Below are 15,049 nucleotides of genomic sequence, written 5' to 3'. Positions count from 1 at the left end.
GCGCGATGAGCCAGGCGGCGCAGAACCTGAACTGGTTGATCACCAACTTCGTGGACAACACCCCCGGGGTGTCGCACACGGTGGTGGTCTCCGCCGACGGTCTGCTCCTTGCCATGTCCGAAGGATTCCCCCGCGACCGTGCCGACCAGCTGGCGGCGGTCGCGTCCGGGCTCACCTCGCTGACCGCGGGCGCCTCCCGGATCTTCGAGGGCGGTCCCGTGGCGCAGACCGTGGTGGAGATGGAGCGCGGCTTCCTCTTCCTCATGTCGGTCTCGGACGGATCCTCGCTGGCCGTGCTCGCGCACCCGGAGTGCGACATCGGCCTCGTGGGCTACGAGATGGCGCTGCTGGTCGACCGGGCCGGCAGCGTCCTCACCCCGGATCTCCGCGCGGAGCTCCAGGGCAGCCTGCTGCACTAGCGGTCCCCACCCGCCCCCAGCACCTCTCCCCCCGACGGGGCGGTACGTCCCCCACACGTACCGCCCCCGGCACCGTTCAATCGTCCGGCCGCCCCATCCGGCCCCCCACCGGCCCCATCAGACGGCAGAAGGCTTGCTGTCACGCCCGGAGGATTCATGACCCCGCCCCCCGCCACTCACGATCCGTACGGCGGCTCGTCCCTGGACGATCCGTACGGTCATGAGGGCGACCAGCCGCTGGTCCGTCCGTACGCGATGACCGGCGGCCGGACCCGGCCGCGCTACCAGCTCGCCATCGAGGCGCTGGTCAGCACCACGGCCGACCCGGCGCACCTCGCCACGCTCCTGCCCGAGCACCAGCGCATCTGCCACCTGTGCCGTGAGGTCAAGTCGGTGGCCGAGGTGTCCGCCCTGCTGTCGATGCCGCTCGGTGTCGCCCGGATCCTCGTGGCCGACCTGGCCGAGGCGGGCATGGTGGCCATCCACCAGCCGGGCAACGGAGAAGCCGGCGGCACGCCGGACGTGACACTGCTCGAAAGGGTGCTCAGTGGACTTCGCAAGCTCTAACGACGGCGCGGCCAGACCGACCACCAGCGCGAAGATCGTGGTGGCCGGTGGCTTCGGCGTCGGCAAGACCACGTTCGTGGGCGCCGTCTCGGAGATCAACCCGCTGCGTACCGAGGCCGTGATGACCGCGGCCTCCGCCGGGATCGACGACCTGACCCACACGGGCGGGAAGACGACGACCACGGTGGCGATGGACTTCGGCCGCATCACGCTGGACCAGGACCTGATCCTGTACCTGTTCGGCACCCCCGGCCAGGACCGCTTCTGGTTCATGTGGGACGACCTGGTCCGCGGCGCCATCGGCGCCGTCGTCCTCGTCGACACCCGCCGCCTCGCCGACTGCTTCCCCGCCGTCGACTACTTCGAGAACAGCGGCCTCCCCTTCGTCATCGCCCTCAACGGCTTCGACGGAAACCAGCCCTACACCCCCGACGAGGTCCGCGAAGCCCTCCAGATCGGCCCCGACACCCCCATCATCACCACCGACGCCCGCCACCGCGCGGACGCCAAGAGCGCGCTCATCACCCTCGTCGAGCACGCCCTCATGGCCCGCCTCAAGTAGGCCGCTCACCAGGGCAGTTGTCATATGCCCCGGGACCGGGCCGTCCGGAGGGCGGCTGTGGCCTTCGCCACGGCCGGCCCGGGCTTCATAACATTTCGACAGAGAATCGGGGGCGTCTCGGACACCCGACGCATCCGGTCGGTGTCGCTGCGCTCACATGAGCCCCGCCATTTGGCGGGGCTCGCTCTTTATGCCCGTTTTATGCGAGGCGTGGGCCACGGACCGGGGCCCCGTCCCAGTGTTTGGAACGGACCCCCTTCACGTGCTGCAATTCATGAACTCCCGAGTAGTACGGCCCTGAACGAAACACCGGCACGACGTAGGTGCCGACGCCGAGAGGTTGTTGGTCGAGTGAGGCGCAGCATGGATGGCTCCGCGGAGCAGGAGGCGCGGGGCAACTTCACCCCGCCGTCGCGCGGCGCGGTGTCGCCCGCGGACGTACCGGTGACGCCCGCGCCCGCACCCGCCCCCCGGGGCAGCTCCAGCCGGCTGTCCCCGCGCAACTGGCGCGTGCCCACCCGCCTGAACGCGATCCTCCTCATACCCGTGCTCGTCGGCTTGGTCATGGGCGGCTTCCAGGTGAAGGGGTCGATCGACACCTGGCAGGAGGCCCAGGACGCCGAGAAGACGGCGCTCATCGTGCGCGCCGCCTCGGAGTACTCCACCGCCCTGCTCGACGAGCGCGACCTGACCGCGGCCCCGCTGCTGGCCGGCAAGGACCGCGGCGGCGAGGACATCACCCGGGCGTACGCCGCCACCGACGCGGCCCGCGCGAAGTTCGACGAGGCCGTCAAGAACATGCCGTCGGGGCAGGGCCTCGAACGGCGCCTCCAGGCGTTCAAGAACGAGGAGCCCAAGCTCGCCGCGCTCCGCAAGGCCGCCTACACGGCCGCGCTCGACCCGGTGAACACCCAGCTCGGCTACACCGGCGTCCAGCACTACCTCATGGAGTTCTCCAACGAGCTCGGCCTGGGCACCGGCAACATCACCAGCTACGGCCGGACCGTCTACGCCATCCAGCTCGCGAAGGCCGCCGGCTCGCTCCAGCGCTCCATCGGCACCCACCTGCTCGTCCGGCCCAGCGCCAAGGACTCCGTCTTCGCCCAGCAGTCGGTCGCCTTCAACTCGTACAACTACCTGGAGCAGATCGCCCTCGGCGAGTACAACTCCGGTGGCACGGCCGAGGACGTCGAGCGCCTGAAGAAGGTGATGGCCGGCAAGGCCGCCGAGGGCGAGAAGAAGATGCGGGCCGCCGACGTCACCCTGCCCAAGGGCAAGGACGGCTCGGTCTACTCCGGCGTCGCCGGCCTGATCGGCTCCGCCGAGGACGCGGACGCGGTCAAGGCCCTCTCCGCCCAGGGCATCACCGCCGACACCTGGCTGGCGATCGCCACCGCCAAGTTCGACGGCTACAGCGAGGTAGAGAAGACCCTCGTCGACAAGGCCGTGGCCGAGGCCACCGCCATCTCCTCCGACGCCCAGACCGACGCCTGGGTCACCGGCGCCGCCGTCGTGATCGCCCTGCTCGCCGCCTTCATCCTGGCCGGGATGATGGCCCGCCAGATGAGCCGCTCGATGCGCGAGCTGCGCACCGCGGCCTTCGGCATCGCCGAGCAGCGCCTGCCGATGCTGGTCGACCAGCTGTCCCGGACCGAGCCGGGCCGGGTCGACACCCGCGTCCAGCCCATCCCGATCGACTCGCAGGACGAGATCGGCGAGGTCGCCCGGGCCTTCGACCAGGTCCACCGCGAGGCCGTCCGGCTCGCCGCCGAGCAGGCCATGCTCCGCGGCAACGTCAACGCGATCTTCACCAACCTGTCGCGCCGCAACCAGTCGCTGATCGAGGGCCAGCTGACCCTCATCACCGACCTGGAGAACAACGAGGCCGACCCGGACCAGCTGGAGAACCTCTTCAAGCTGGACCACCTCGCGACCCGCATGCGCCGCAACGGCGAGAACCTCCTCGTCCTCGCCGGCGAGGAGCCGGGCCGCCGCTGGGACCAGCCGGTCCCGCTGGTCGACGTGCTCCGCGCCGCCTCCTCCGAGGTGGAGCAGTACGAGCGCATCGAGATCGCCGGCGTGCCGGACGCCGAGATCCACGGCCAGGCCGTGACCGACCTCGTGCACCTGCTCGCCGAGCTGCTGGAGAACGCCACCACGTTCTCCTCCCCGCAGACCAAGGTCCGCGTCACCGCGACCCGTCTCCCCGACGGCCGCGTGATGGTCGAGATCCACGACAAGGGCATCGGCCTCACCGCCGAGGACTTCGCGGACATCAACCACAAGCTGGCGAACCCGCCGACCGTGGACGCGGCCGTCTCCCAGCGCATGGGCCTCTTCGTGGTCGGCCGGCTGTCCGACCGGCACGGCATCCGGGTCCAGCTGCGCCCCTCGGGCGAGCAGGCCGGCACCACCTCGCTGGTCATGCTGCCGGACGCGATCACGCACGGTGGCGGTGGCGAGCAGCCGGTGCAGGACGACTTCACCGTCTCGCAGATGATCCCTCAGCAGCAGCAGGGCGGCTTCGAGTCCGCGGCCCCGATGCGGACCGCCGCCGAGCTCGGCTTCGACGACTCGCGGTACGAGCAGGCCGACGGCCGCAGCCTCGACCCGGTCAACCGCTCGCTGATGCGCGAGGAGCGCCGCGCGGCCCTGGAGGCCCAGGTGCACGGCGGCGAGGGGACGCCGTACGAGGAGTCCGGGCAGGGCGGCGAGTACGCCCAGGAGCAGGGCTACGGCCAGGAGTACCCGCAGGAGTACGGGCAGCAGGCCCCGGTCCAGGAGTACGAGCAGCAGGGCCAGGCCCAGGAGTACGCCGGCGAGTACGGCCAGGAGTACGCCCAGGGCTACGAGCAGCAGCCGCAGGACGGCTACGGCTACCCCCAGCAGCAGGGCTACGAGGAGCACGCGGGGTACGGACAGCAGTCCGAGGCGTACCCGCAGCAGGCGTATGCGGAAGCCCCGTACGGCACCCAGGAGCAGGCCCACTCCGGTTACGACCAGGCGTTCGAAGGCCGTTCCCACCAGGACGAGTGGCCCGCGCAGGGCTCCTACCAGGGTGCTTTCGACCAGGGTTACCAGCCGGAATCGGAATCTTCGCAGGCCGCTCCCGAACAGGGCGCCGAGCGCGTAGGCTTCGACCGTCCGGCCCCGGCTCCCAGTCCCGTTCCGGACACCGGCAGCGGACTGACCGACGCCGGTCTGCCGCGCCGCGGCGGTGCCGCCCCGCAGGCGCCGCAGGCGCAGCGGCCCGCGCCGCCGGCCCAGCCCGCCCCGCCGGTGGGGCAGGACCAGCAGCAGCACCAGAACGACGGCTCCGGCGAGTGGCGCTCGGCCAATGACGAGCGCTGGGAGCAGGCCAAGAAGCTCCGCGAGCCGAAGGCGGGCGGGGTCACTCCGTCCGGTCTCCCCCGGCGCGTCCCCAAGGCCAACCTGGTCGAGGGCACCGCGGAGCAGACCCCGCAGGGCGGCCCCCAGGTCTCCCGCGCGCCCGAGGACGTCCGGGGCAGGTTGAGCAACCTGCGCCGGGGCGTCCAGCAGGGACGCACCGCGGGGTCGGACACGAACGGATCGGGCCTCGGCCCGGGCAATACCTACAACCAGGAGCGTTAGTGTGAGCGCGATGAGCCAGGCGGCGCAGAATCTGAACTGGTTGATCACCAACTTCGTGGACAACACCCCCGGGGTGTCCCACACGGTGGTGGTCTCCGCCGACGGTCTCCTGCTGGCCATGTCCGAGGGGTTCCCCCGGGACCGTGCCGACCAGCTGGCGGCGGTCGCGTCCGGGCTGACCTCGCTGACGGCGGGCGCCTCCCGGATCTTCGAGGGCGGCGCGGTCAACCAGACCGTGGTGGAGATGGAGCGCGGCTTCCTCTTCATCATGTCGGTCTCGGACGGCTCCTCGCTGGCCGTGCTGGCCCACCCGGAGTCGGACATCGGCCTCGTGGGCTACGAGATGGCCCTGCTGGTGGACCGGGCGGGCTCGGTCCTCACCCCGGACCTGCGGGCGGAGCTCCAGGGAAGTCTTCTCAACTAACAGACACAGAGTGCGTTTCAGGTCACCGCACCGTTAGGGTGCGGTGACGCGGCTCCAAGGGACATGGACCGCGAAGCAGTCGGAGGAGGAGACGTGGGAACACCCCCGGGGGCGAACCCCTACAACGGTTTCGACGCGCATCAGGCGCCGCACGGCGACGCCGCGCAGAACCGGTACAACTTCCCTTCCGCGCCCAGCAGACAGGGTGTCCACCAGCCCTACGGGCAGCCGCAGCAGCAGGCGCAGCCGGTGGCCCAGCGTGCCGCGGGCGGCGCGGGCGCCGGCGGCGGGCACAACCCGCTCGTGCGTCCGTACGCGATGACCGGCGGCCGCACCCGGCCGCGTTACCAGCTCGCCATCGAGGCGCTGGTCAGCACGACCGCCGATCCGTCCCGGCTGCAGGGGCAGTTGCCCGAGCACCAGCGGATCTGCCGGCTGTGCTTCGAGATCAAGTCGGTCGCCGAGATCTCGGCCCTTCTCTCCATCCCCCTCGGCGTTGCCCGGATCCTCGTCGCCGACCTGGCCGAGGCCGGACTTGTCGCCATTCACCAGCCCGGCGGCGACGAGGCCGCCGGCGGTCAGCCAGACGTGACACTGCTCGAAAGGGTGCTCAGTGGACTTCGCAAGCTCTAGCGGCGGCGCGGCCCGTTCTACCACCAGCGCGAAGATCGTGGTGGCGGGCGGCTTCGGCGTGGGCAAGACCACGTTCGTCGGCGCCGTCTCGGAGATCAACCCGCTGCGTACCGAGGCCGTCATGACGTCCGCGTCCGCGGGCATCGACGACCTCACGCACACCGGCGACAAGACGACGACGACTGTCGCCATGGACTTCGGCCGCATCACGCTGGACCAGGACCTGATCCTGTACCTGTTCGGCACCCCCGGCCAGGACCGCTTCTGGTTCATGTGGGACGACCTGGTCCGCGGCGCCATCGGCGCCGTCGTCCTCGTCGACACCCGCCGCCTCGCCGACTGCTTCCCCGCCGTCGACTACTTCGAGAACAGCGGCCTCCCCTTCGTCATCGCCCTCAACGGCTTCGACGGAAACCAGCCCTACACCCCCGACGAGGTCCGCGAAGCCCTCCAGATCGGCCCCGACACCCCCATCATCACCACCGACGCCCGCCACCGCGCGGACGCCAAGAGCGCGCTCATCACCCTCGTCGAGCACGCCCTCATGGCCCGCCTGCGGTAACCGTCCCGCCGGGCTCCCGGTGGCACCGCCACACGGAAGGGCCCCCGCTCCTGTCAGGAGCGGGGGCCCTTTCGCGTGTGCCGGGGGCGTCAGCGCCAGCTGTGCGGGGCGCGGAAGCCGTTCTCGCGCTCCAGGCGGCGCCAGCCGGCGGTGCTGCGGCCGTGGCGGGCGGCGGCCGGCTCGGGCTGGGTGGCGGCCCGGGCGAGCAGGACCGCGGTGATGGCGGCCAGCTCCTCGGGGTCGGCGTGGCCCTTCTCGACGCGGAGCAGGTTGGCTGTGGCAGGCGTGGTCACTTCGGTGGACTCCTTGCTGAAGTCTTACTGCGGCGGGTTGCCGTGCTTGCGGGACGGCAGGTCGGCGTGCTTGGTGCGGAGCATGGCGAGGGACCGGATGAGCACCTGGCGGGTGTCGGCGGGGTCGATGACGTCATCGACGAGGCCGCGCTCGGCCGCGTAGTACGGGTGCATCAGCTCGGCCTTGTACTCCTTGACCATGCGGGAGCGCATGGCCTCGGGGTCCTCGGCCTCGGCGATCTGCTTGCGGAAGATCACGTTGGCGGCGCCCTCGGCGCCCATGACCGCGATTTCGTTGGTGGGCCAGGCGTACGTCAGGTCGGCGCCGATGGACTGGGAGTCCATGACGATGTAGGCGCCGCCGTAGGCCTTGCGCAGGATCAGCGAGATCCGGGGCACGGTCGCGTTGCAGTAGGCGTACAGCAGCTTCGCGCCGTGGCGGATGATTCCACCGTGCTCCTGGTCGACGCCGGGCAGGAAGCCGGGGACGTCCAGAAGGGTGATGATCGGGATGTTGAAGGCGTCGCACATCTGCACGAAGCGGGCGGCCTTCTCGGACGCCTCGATGTCGAGGACGCCGGCGAGGGACTGCGGCTGGTTGGCGACGATGCCGACGACCTGGCCGTCGAGGCGGGCGAGGGCGCAGATGATGTTGCGGGCCCAGCGCTCGTGGACCTCCAGGTAGTCGCCGTCGTCGACGAGCTCCTCGATGACCTTGTGCATGTCGTACGGGCGGTTGCCGTCGGCGGGCACGAGGTCGAGCAGGACGTCGGAGCGGCGGTCGGCCGGGTCCTCGGAGGCGACGGCCGGCGGGTTCTCGCGGTTGTTCTGCGGGAGCATCGACAGGAGGTAGCGGACCTCGGCGATGCAGGTCTCCTCGTCGTCGTACGCGAAGTGCGCGACGCCGGAGGTCTCGGCGTGCACGTCGGCGCCGCCGAGGCCGTTCTGGGTGATCTCCTCGCCGGTGACCGCCTTGACGACGTCCGGGCCGGTGATGAACATCTGCGAGGTCTCGCGGACCATGAAGACGAAGTCGGTGAGGGCCGGGCTGTAGGCGGCGCCGCCGGCGCACGGGCCGAGCATCACGCTGATCTGCGGGATGACGCCGGACGCCCGGGTGTTGCGCTGGAAGATGCCGCCGTAGCCGGCGAGGGCGGAGACGCCCTCCTGGATGCGGGCGCCGGCGCCGTCGTTGAGGGAGACCAGCGGGGCACCGGCCGCGATGGCCATGTCCATGATCTTGTGGATCTTCGTGGCGTGGGCCTCGCCGAGGGCGCCGCCGAAGATCCGGAAGTCGTGGGCGTAGACGAAGACCGTGCGGCCCTCGACGGTGCCCCAGCCGGTGATGACGCCGTCGGTGTAGGGCTTCTTGGCCTCCAGGCCGAATCCCTGGGCGCGGTGCCGGCGCAGCTGCTCGACCTCGTTGAAGGAACCCGGGTCGAGGAGCAGCTCGATGCGCTCGCGCGCGGTCAGCTTGCCCTTCGCGTGCTGGGCCTCGGTCGCGCGCTCGCTGGGGCCGGCCAGCGCCTGCTGGCGCAGGACGTGCAGTTCGGCGACGCGGCCACGTGCGTCGGTGGGCTCGCTCGGGATCTCGTCGACAAGGGTCATGTACCGACCCTACGAACTGGACCAAGGAAACCCCGCCGTCGACTCCGTACAGTCTCGCGTGTCGATTCCTGGCGGGGACGGACAGAACCGTGGGGGCCGGGGCGCGAGTCCACAGCCGGAGACCCCTTTTGCTTGTGGGGGTCCTACAAAGGCGGCGCGCGGGCCCCCGGGCTGGGGGACCCGCGCGCGCGGTGGGGCGGCCGGTTCAGCAGCCGCCGCAGTTGTAGAAGGTCACGTCCCAGTGGTTGCCCTCGTCGGCGTAGACGTTGCCGGCGCCGGAGCGCCACTGCGGGGCACCGTCGCCGCGGACGCCGATGTAGGTGAACGTGTTCTTGATGTAGTTCCCGAGGCACGTGTACTTGCTGAAGTCGAGCTTGTAGCCGTTCCAGTGCGAGTAGGTGCCGCTCGCGTGGCCGGTCTCGGTGCCGCCGGTGATGTTGAGGGCGCAGCCGCTGGCGCTCTTGAGGGTCTGGGCGCCCTGGGCGGTGGCGAGGTTGAGCTGCTCGAAGGACGTGCAGGTGGAGTTGTACCGGTCGGAGCAGCCGCCGGAGGACGACCAGGTGATGCCGGAGCTGCGGAACATCGAGGTCGCGGTGGCGTGGCTGATCTTGGTGACGGCGTGGGCGTCGCCGCCCGAGGTGAGGGCGCCGAAGCCGGGGGCGAAGAGGGCGCCGAGGACGAGCGCCAGGGCGGTGAGGACGGAGCGGTGCTTCACGGGGACTGCCTCCTGCTGATGGCCGTGACGGGATGGGTCAGGGGTGCAGGTGGTGCGGTCGTGCGGGTCGCGCACGGGGATGATGCCGCAGTTCTACGCGCGTCCGCCAGAGGGCGTCGCGGGGCGGTGGGCGGTCGGCCCGGGGCGGGGCGGGACACGGGGGGCGGGGCCGTCCGGGTGAACCTCGGCGTTAGATGTTGAAAGTTGAACGGAATGGGGCTACAGTCGTTCTCGTTGAAGCTTCAACAACATGGCTTCGACGCCACCCCCGACAAGGAGCACGACATCATGGGTCTCTTCGGCCGCAAGAACACCGGGTCCGCCGCCACCACCGCCACCCTCCCCGTGGACCCCGCCCTCGCCGCCCTGACCGGCGACTACACCATCGACGCCGCCCACAGCACCATCGGCTTCACCGTCCGGCACGCCATGGTCACCAACGTCCGCGGCTCCTTCGGCGAGCACGAGGGCACCCTGAAGCTGAACGGCAGCGACCCGTCCGCGTCCAGCGCCTCCATCGACGTCAAGATCGCCTCCGTCGACACCGGCATCGCCGACCGCGACAACCACCTGCGCGCCGCCGACTTCTTCGACGCCGAGCGGTTCCCGCTGATGACCTTCCGCTCCACCGAGGCGGCGCACCTCGGCGGCGACACGTACCGGATCACCGGCGACCTGACCATCAAGGACGTCACCAAGCCGCTCTCCATCGACCTGGAGTTCAACGGCACCGCCACCGACCCGTACGGCAACGAGCGCGTCGGCTTCGAGGGCTCCGCCGAGATCCTGCGCTCCGAGTGGGGCCTGACCTGGAACGCGGCCCTGGAGACCGGCGGCGTCATGGTCAGCGACAAGGTGAAGCTGAACTTCGACATCTCCGCCATCAAGAACGCCGCCTGAGCCCCCTCCCCCCGGGCCCCGCGGCACGAGCGCGCCCGCCCTCCGCGACCACGCGGACGGCGGGCGCTCGGCGTTCCCGGGGGCCGCCGGCTCAGAAGCCTCCGCCGCCGCCGAAGTCCCCGCCGCCCCCGAAGTCGCCGCCACCGCCGAAGTCCCCGCCGCCGAAGCCCCCGCCGGAGTCCCCGAAGTCGCTGCCGCCGAAGTCGCCGGAGGAGATGTCGCCGGTGCCGTCGCCGAAGTCGCCGCCGCCGTACTCCACCGCGTACGCCGGGGTGGCGAGGGCCGAGCCGAGCATCGTGCCGACGAGGAGCCCGGGGAGCAGGCCGCCGCCGAAGTAGCCGCCCGCCCAGGGGCCGTACGCGGGACCCGCCTCCCAGTAGGGGCGGCGGCCGGCGTCGGTCTCGACGGTGCGGGCGCGGGGGTCCTCGCCGTCGTCCAGGCGGGCCGCGTCGGCCGCGCAGACCGGGACCTCGCGGGCGGCCCCGCCGGCCGGGCGCCAGGTGCGGTCGTCGGTGGACGGGCCGTGGCGGGGGTCGAAGAAGCATGGGGGCCGGCGCTCGGGCAGCGGACGGGAGGCCCGGCGGGCGTCGAGCACCGCCAGGGAGTAGCGCCCGTCCTCCAGGGCCTGGGTGACCCCCCGGACCTCGTGCGGCTGCCGCACCCCGCCCATCAGGGTCTTCGCCCGGTCGTACGAGTCGAGGGCCCGCTCGTAGTCGGCGCGCATCGCCTCGGTCGCGCCCGCCTCGGCGGGGTGGAAGTCGAGCCGTTCCAGCTCCTCGCCGAAGGCGGTGATGTCCTCGTCGACGACGACCCGGAGGCGTTCCAGGGCGGCCCGCTCCTCGGCCTCCCTGCGCTTGCGCCGGCCGCGGACCACCGCGTAGGCGGCGGTGCCGCCGACGGCGGCGACCGCGCCCAGGGTGACGAGGCCGGCGACCGGCACACCGGAGTCGCCGGCCGCGCCTCCGGGCCAGGCGGCGGGCGCGGAGCCGCGCATCGCGGGCAGGGCCTGGTCGGCGAAGGCGTTCAGTTCGGCGGCGGCGTCCGCGCCGGGGCCGTCGGCGACGGCCACCATGTTCGCGACGGCGGCCTGCGACAGGATCCGGGTGTCGGCCTTGGCCGCGAAGTCGTCGCCGAGCCGCACGGCGTAGACGCCCGGCAGACCGGTCTGCTCGCGCAGGTTCTCGATGAGCCCGTCCGGCGGGTACTGGGCGCCCTCCGGGAGGACGGCGACGAAGAGCGGCTTGTCCGCGTCCTCGATCCGCTCCGCCAGGGCGGCCGCGTCGGCCGCGGAGAGCTGCCCGGCGGCGCCCGGGTCGACGTAGACCGGCCCCTGTCTCAGCGCCTCGGCCGCGTCCGGGATGCCGCCGGCCCTGGCGCCCGCGGACGCGGGTGCCAGGGCCAGGAGCAGCAGGAGGATCAGCCCGGCGAGGGCCGGGCCCGCCGACAACGCCCTGGTCTTCATGGTTCGAAATTACCCGAACGGGATCGAACTAGACATACAGGGCGTATCTCGGTCACTCGGCGGGGTCGACCCCCGCCCGCAGCAGCCCGTAGGTGAAGGCGTCCTCCAGGGCCTGCCAGGAGGCGGCGATCACGTTCTCGCCGACGCCCACCGTGGCCCATTCGGCGTTGCCGTCGCTGGTGGTGATGAGGACCCGGGTGGTGGACTCGGTGCCGTGCCGGCCTTCGAGGATGCGGACCTTGTAGTCGACCAGCTCGAACTTGGCGAGCTGCGGGTAGATCCGCTCCAGGGCGACCCGCAGGGCGCGGTCGAGGGCGTTGACCGGGCCGTTGCCCTCGGCGGTGGCGAGCATCCGCTCGCCCTTGGCCCACAGCTTGACCGTGGCCTCGTTGGCGTGGGTGCCGTCGGGGCGGTTCTCGGTGATCGCCCGCCACGACTCGGTGCGGAAGTAGCGGCGGGCCCGCCCCTCGGCCTCGGCGCGCAGCAGCAGCTCGAAGGAGGCGTCGGCGGCCTCGTACGTGTAGCCCTGGAGCTCGCGCTCCTTGACCCGCTCGACGACCCGGGCGACCAGCGCGCGGTCGCCGCCGAGGTCGACGCCCAGCTCCTTGCCCTTGAGCTCGATGGAGGCGCGGCCTGCCATGTCGGAGACGAGCATCCGCATGGTGTTGCCGACCAGCTCGGGGTCGATGTGCTGGTAGAGGTCGGGGTCGACCTTGATGGCGGAGGCGTGCAGGCCGGCCTTGTGCGCGAACGCGGAGACGCCGACGTACGGCTGGTGGGTGGAGGGGGTGAGGTTGACGACCTCGGCGATGGCGTGCGAGATGCGGGTCATCTCGGCGAGGGCGCCGTCGGGCAGCACCCGCTTGCCGTACTTGAGCTCCAGCGCGGCGACGACCGGGAAGAGGTTGGCGTTGCCGACCCGCTCGCCGTAGCCGTTGGCGGTGCACTGGACGTGGGTGGCGCCGGCGTCGACGGCGGCCAGGGTGTTGGCGACGGCGCAGCCGGTGTCGTCCTGGGCGTGGATGCCGAGCCGGGCGCCGGTGTCGGCGAGGACGGTGGCGACGACGGCCTGGATCTGGGCGGGGAGCATGCCGCCGTTGGTGTCGCAGAGGACGACGACGTCGGCGCCGGCCTCGTGCGCGGCGCGGACCACGGACTTGGCGTAGTCCGGGTTCGCCTTGTAGCCGTCGAAGAAGTGCTCGCAGTCGACGAAGACCCGGCGGCCCTGGGCGACCAGGTGGGAGACGGTGTCGCGGACCATCTCCAGGTTCTCGTCGAGGGTGGTCCGCAGGGCCAGTTCGACGTGCCGGTCGTGGGACTTGGCCACCAGAGTGATCACGGGGGCGCCGGAGTCGAGCAGCGCCTTGACCTGCGGGTCGTCGGCGGCGGTGCCGCCGGCCCTGCGGGTGGCGCCGAAGGCGACGAGCTGCGCGTGCCGGAAGGTGATCTCCTGCCGGGCGCGGGCGAAGAACTCGGTGTCGCGCGGGTTGGCGCCGGGCCAGCCGCCCTCGATGAAGCCGACGCCGAACTCGTCGAGGTGCCGGGCGATGGTCAGCTTGTCCGCGACGGTGAGGTTGATGCCCTCACGCTGCGCGCCGTCGCGCAGGGTGGTGTCGAAGACGTGAAAGCTGTCGTCGGGGCGCGAGCCCCCGGCGTTCTCCGTGGTCATGGCTGTGATGGCTCCTGTCGGATGTGGCTCCGGAAGGGATGGATCCACTTGCCCCCATTCTCACGCGCCGTCCGCTCCCGGCACGGGTGGGGCCGGAAAACGAAAAAACCCCTCGCGGGTGCGAGAGGTCTGCGCGCGGGTCTGGGGCACGGTGTCACCGGCCGCGGGGGTCGTGCCGCGGTTCAGTGGTCACTGCGGACCGGCGCGCTGCTGCCGATAATCATCGTGGTAGCGAGCACGCCGGAAGTCTGCCACAGCCGGGGGTCCTGCCGGACGCCGGTCTCACGATACGGGCAGCCGGTCCCGCCGCTGCTCCGGCACGTCCTTGCCGACCCGGCCGAGGTCGATGTCGCGGGTCTCCCGCATGGTGAGGTACACGACCAGGGAGACGGCCGCGCAGCCGGCGACGTACCAGTAGTAGCCGGACTCGATGCCAGAGTCCTTGAACCAGAGGGCCACGTACTCGGCGGTGCCGCCGAAGAGGGCGTTGGCGACGGCGTAGGGCAGCGCGACGCCGAGGGACCGGATGCCGGTCGGGAAGAGCTCGGCCTTCACGCACGCGTTGATCGACGTGTAGCCGGTGATGACGAGCAGGGCGAGCAGCGAGAGCCCGAGGGCCGGCCAGAAGGAGCCCGCGTGCTTCAGCATCGTCATGATCGGCACGGTGAGGAGCGTCGAGCCGACGGCGAAGGTGATGAGCAGCGGGCGGCGGCCGATCCGGTCGGAGAGCCGGCCGGCGAGCGGCTGGAGGCAGGCGAAGACGATGAGCGCGCAGAAGGAGACGAGGGTGGCGGTCTGCTTGGGCAGCCCGGCGGAGTTGGAGAGGTACTTGGTGAGGTAGGTGGTGTACGTGTAGTAGGCCACCGTGCCGCCCATGGTGAGCGCGACGACGAGGAACGCCTCGCGCTTGTGCGCCCACAGGGCCTTGAGGGTGCCCTTCTCGCCGTGCCCGACGCCGTCGTCGGCGGTCTCCTCGTACACCTCGGTCTCCAGCATGTTGCGCCGCAGGTAGAAGACGACGGCGGCGCCGAGGGCGCCCACGATGAAGGGGATGCGCCAGCCCCAGCTGTGCAGGGCCTCGGCGGACATGGTCCGCTGGAGGACGATCTGGAGGCCGAGGCCGAGGATCTGTCCGGCGGTCATGGAGACGTACTGGAAGCTGGAGGCGAAGCCCCGGTGCCGGGGCGCGGACGCCTCGGTGAGGTAGGTGGCGCTGGCGGCGTACTCGCCGCCGACGGAGAGGCCCTGGAGGAGGCGGGCGACGAGGAGGACGGCGGCGCCGCCGTAGCCGGCGACCGCGTAGGTGGGGGCGACGGCGATGAGCAGCGCCGAGGCGGACATCAGGGTGACGGTGAGGGTGAGCGCCGCCTTGCGGCCCTTGCGGTCGCCGACCCGGCCGAGGAGCCAGCCGCCGACCGGGCGCATGAAGAAGCCGACGGCGAAGATGCCGGCGGTGTTCATGAGCTTGGCGGTGTCGTTCCCCTCGGGGAAGAACGCGCCCGCGAAGTAGGTGGCGAAGCTCGCGTACACGAACCAGTCGAACCACTCGACCATGTTCCCGGCCGAACCGACCCAGATCTTCTTCCAGTGATCACGTCCCATGGGCCGGAACCGTGCCGGACC

14 protein-coding genes are annotated in these 15,049 nt (G+C 71.5%); 8 read left to right on the top strand and 6 right to left on the bottom strand.

Going from position 1 to position 15,049, the window contains the following annotated elements; translation table 11 throughout:
* The first annotated feature begins 5 nt into the window (after nt 1-5).
* The 7 genes from ACFVQZ_RS09970 (at nt 6) to ACFVQZ_RS09940 (ending at nt 6,779) form a co-directional block, all read left to right on the top strand.
* Nucleotides 6-419 carry a roadblock/LC7 domain-containing protein gene (locus ACFVQZ_RS09970; RefSeq protein ID WP_030496942.1) on the top strand — a complete coding sequence of 138 codons (414 nt, stop codon included), beginning with the start codon at nt 6-8 and terminating at the stop codon, nt 417-419.
* Between the two features lie 156 nt (nt 420-575).
* A complete protein-coding gene (locus ACFVQZ_RS09965) occupies nt 576-986 on the top strand; it encodes a DUF742 domain-containing protein (protein WP_030496941.1) in 411 nt (136 codons plus the stop codon).
* A complete protein-coding gene (locus ACFVQZ_RS09960; protein ID WP_383620911.1) occupies nt 967-1,548 on the top strand; it encodes an ATP/GTP-binding protein in 582 nt (193 codons plus the stop codon). The genes ACFVQZ_RS09965 and ACFVQZ_RS09960 overlap by 20 nt, the downstream gene beginning before the upstream one ends.
* Before the next feature lie 351 nt (nt 1,549-1,899).
* Nucleotides 1,900-5,160: a nitrate- and nitrite sensing domain-containing protein gene (locus tag ACFVQZ_RS09955; protein WP_383620909.1), complete on the top strand. Its 3,261-nt coding sequence runs from the start codon at nt 1,900-1,902 to the stop codon at nt 5,158-5,160.
* A gap of 10 nt (nt 5,161-5,170) precedes the next feature.
* Nucleotides 5,171-5,584 (top strand): roadblock/LC7 domain-containing protein, encoded by a 414-nt coding sequence (locus ACFVQZ_RS09950; RefSeq protein ID WP_030496939.1) that lies wholly within the window; start codon nt 5,171-5,173, stop codon nt 5,582-5,584.
* A 93-nt stretch (nt 5,585-5,677) separates the two neighbouring features.
* Entirely contained in the window at nt 5,678-6,217 is a 540-nt protein-coding gene (locus ACFVQZ_RS09945) for a DUF742 domain-containing protein (RefSeq protein ID WP_030496938.1), read from the top strand.
* On the top strand, nt 6,198-6,779 hold the full coding sequence (locus ACFVQZ_RS09940) for an ATP/GTP-binding protein (protein ID WP_282693957.1): 582 nt from the start codon (nt 6,198-6,200) through the stop codon (nt 6,777-6,779). The genes ACFVQZ_RS09945 and ACFVQZ_RS09940 overlap by 20 nt, the downstream gene beginning before the upstream one ends.
* Before the next feature lie 89 nt (nt 6,780-6,868).
* Here the strand turns inward: ACFVQZ_RS09940 and ACFVQZ_RS09935 are convergent, their stop codons facing one another.
* The 3 genes from ACFVQZ_RS09935 to ACFVQZ_RS09925 all read right to left on the bottom strand — a co-directional run bounded on the left by ACFVQZ_RS09935 (nt 6,869) and on the right by ACFVQZ_RS09925 (nt 9,395).
* Nucleotides 6,869-7,072, bottom strand: coding sequence for an acyl-CoA carboxylase subunit epsilon (locus tag ACFVQZ_RS09935; protein ID WP_030496937.1), 204 nt, complete (start codon nt 7,070-7,072; stop codon nt 6,869-6,871).
* Nucleotides 7,073-7,096: 24 nt separating this feature from the next.
* On the bottom strand, nt 7,097-8,680 hold the full coding sequence (locus tag ACFVQZ_RS09930) for an acyl-CoA carboxylase subunit beta (RefSeq protein ID WP_030496936.1): 1,584 nt from the start codon (nt 8,678-8,680) through the stop codon (nt 7,097-7,099).
* A 205-nt stretch (nt 8,681-8,885) separates the two neighbouring features.
* Entirely contained in the window at nt 8,886-9,395 is a 510-nt protein-coding gene (locus ACFVQZ_RS09925) for a hypothetical protein (RefSeq protein ID WP_383620906.1), read from the bottom strand.
* Between the two features lie 288 nt (nt 9,396-9,683).
* On the opposite strand from ACFVQZ_RS09925, the gene ACFVQZ_RS09920 reads away from it, so the two are divergent.
* Nucleotides 9,684-10,295: a YceI family protein gene (locus ACFVQZ_RS09920; RefSeq protein WP_030492467.1), complete on the top strand. Its 612-nt coding sequence runs from the start codon at nt 9,684-9,686 to the stop codon at nt 10,293-10,295.
* A gap of 91 nt (nt 10,296-10,386) precedes the next feature.
* Here ACFVQZ_RS09920 and ACFVQZ_RS09915 read toward each other — a convergent pair whose 3' ends face one another.
* The 3 genes from ACFVQZ_RS09915 to ACFVQZ_RS09905 form a co-directional block, all read right to left on the bottom strand.
* A complete protein-coding gene (locus ACFVQZ_RS09915; protein ID WP_383620904.1) occupies nt 10,387-11,757 on the bottom strand; it encodes a hypothetical protein in 1,371 nt (456 codons plus the stop codon).
* 52 nt (nt 11,758-11,809) lie between these two features.
* Entirely contained in the window at nt 11,810-13,426 is a 1,617-nt protein-coding gene (gene cimA / locus ACFVQZ_RS09910; RefSeq protein ID WP_030492469.1) for a citramalate synthase, read from the bottom strand.
* 282 nt (nt 13,427-13,708) lie between these two features.
* Nucleotides 13,709-15,028, bottom strand: coding sequence for an MFS transporter (locus ACFVQZ_RS09905; protein ID WP_030492470.1), 1,320 nt, complete (start codon nt 15,026-15,028; stop codon nt 13,709-13,711).
* Between the last annotated feature and the right edge of the window lie 21 nt (nt 15,029-15,049).

It is taken from the genome of Streptomyces sp. NPDC057854 (assembly GCF_042797055.1).
Lineage (GTDB): Bacteria > Actinomycetota > Actinomycetes > Streptomycetales > Streptomycetaceae > Streptomyces.
The sequence above is the reverse complement of the archived record's forward strand: the minus strand, read 5'-3'. Positions and strand labels throughout refer to the sequence as shown.

Coding starts and splice junctions, on each gene's coding strand:
- ACFVQZ_RS09950 (WP_030496939.1), top strand. CDS start 5,171: ATGAGCCAGGCGGCGCAGAATCTGAACTGGTTGATCACCAACTTCGTG.
- ACFVQZ_RS09915 (WP_383620904.1), bottom strand. CDS start 11,757: ATGAAGACCAGGGCGTTGTCGGCGGGCCCGGCCCTCGCCGGGCTGATC.
- ACFVQZ_RS09920 (WP_030492467.1), top strand. CDS start 9,684: ATGGGTCTCTTCGGCCGCAAGAACACCGGGTCCGCCGCCACCACCGCC.
- ACFVQZ_RS09965 (WP_030496941.1), top strand. CDS start 576: ATGACCCCGCCCCCCGCCACTCACGATCCGTACGGCGGCTCGTCCCTG.
- ACFVQZ_RS09970 (WP_030496942.1), top strand. CDS start 6: ATGAGCCAGGCGGCGCAGAACCTGAACTGGTTGATCACCAACTTCGTG.
- cimA (WP_030492469.1), bottom strand. CDS start 13,426: ATGACCACGGAGAACGCCGGGGGCTCGCGCCCCGACGACAGCTTTCAC.
- ACFVQZ_RS09905 (WP_030492470.1), bottom strand. CDS start 15,028: ATGGGACGTGATCACTGGAAGAAGATCTGGGTCGGTTCGGCCGGGAAC.
- ACFVQZ_RS09930 (WP_030496936.1), bottom strand. CDS start 8,680: ATGACCCTTGTCGACGAGATCCCGAGCGAGCCCACCGACGCACGTGGC.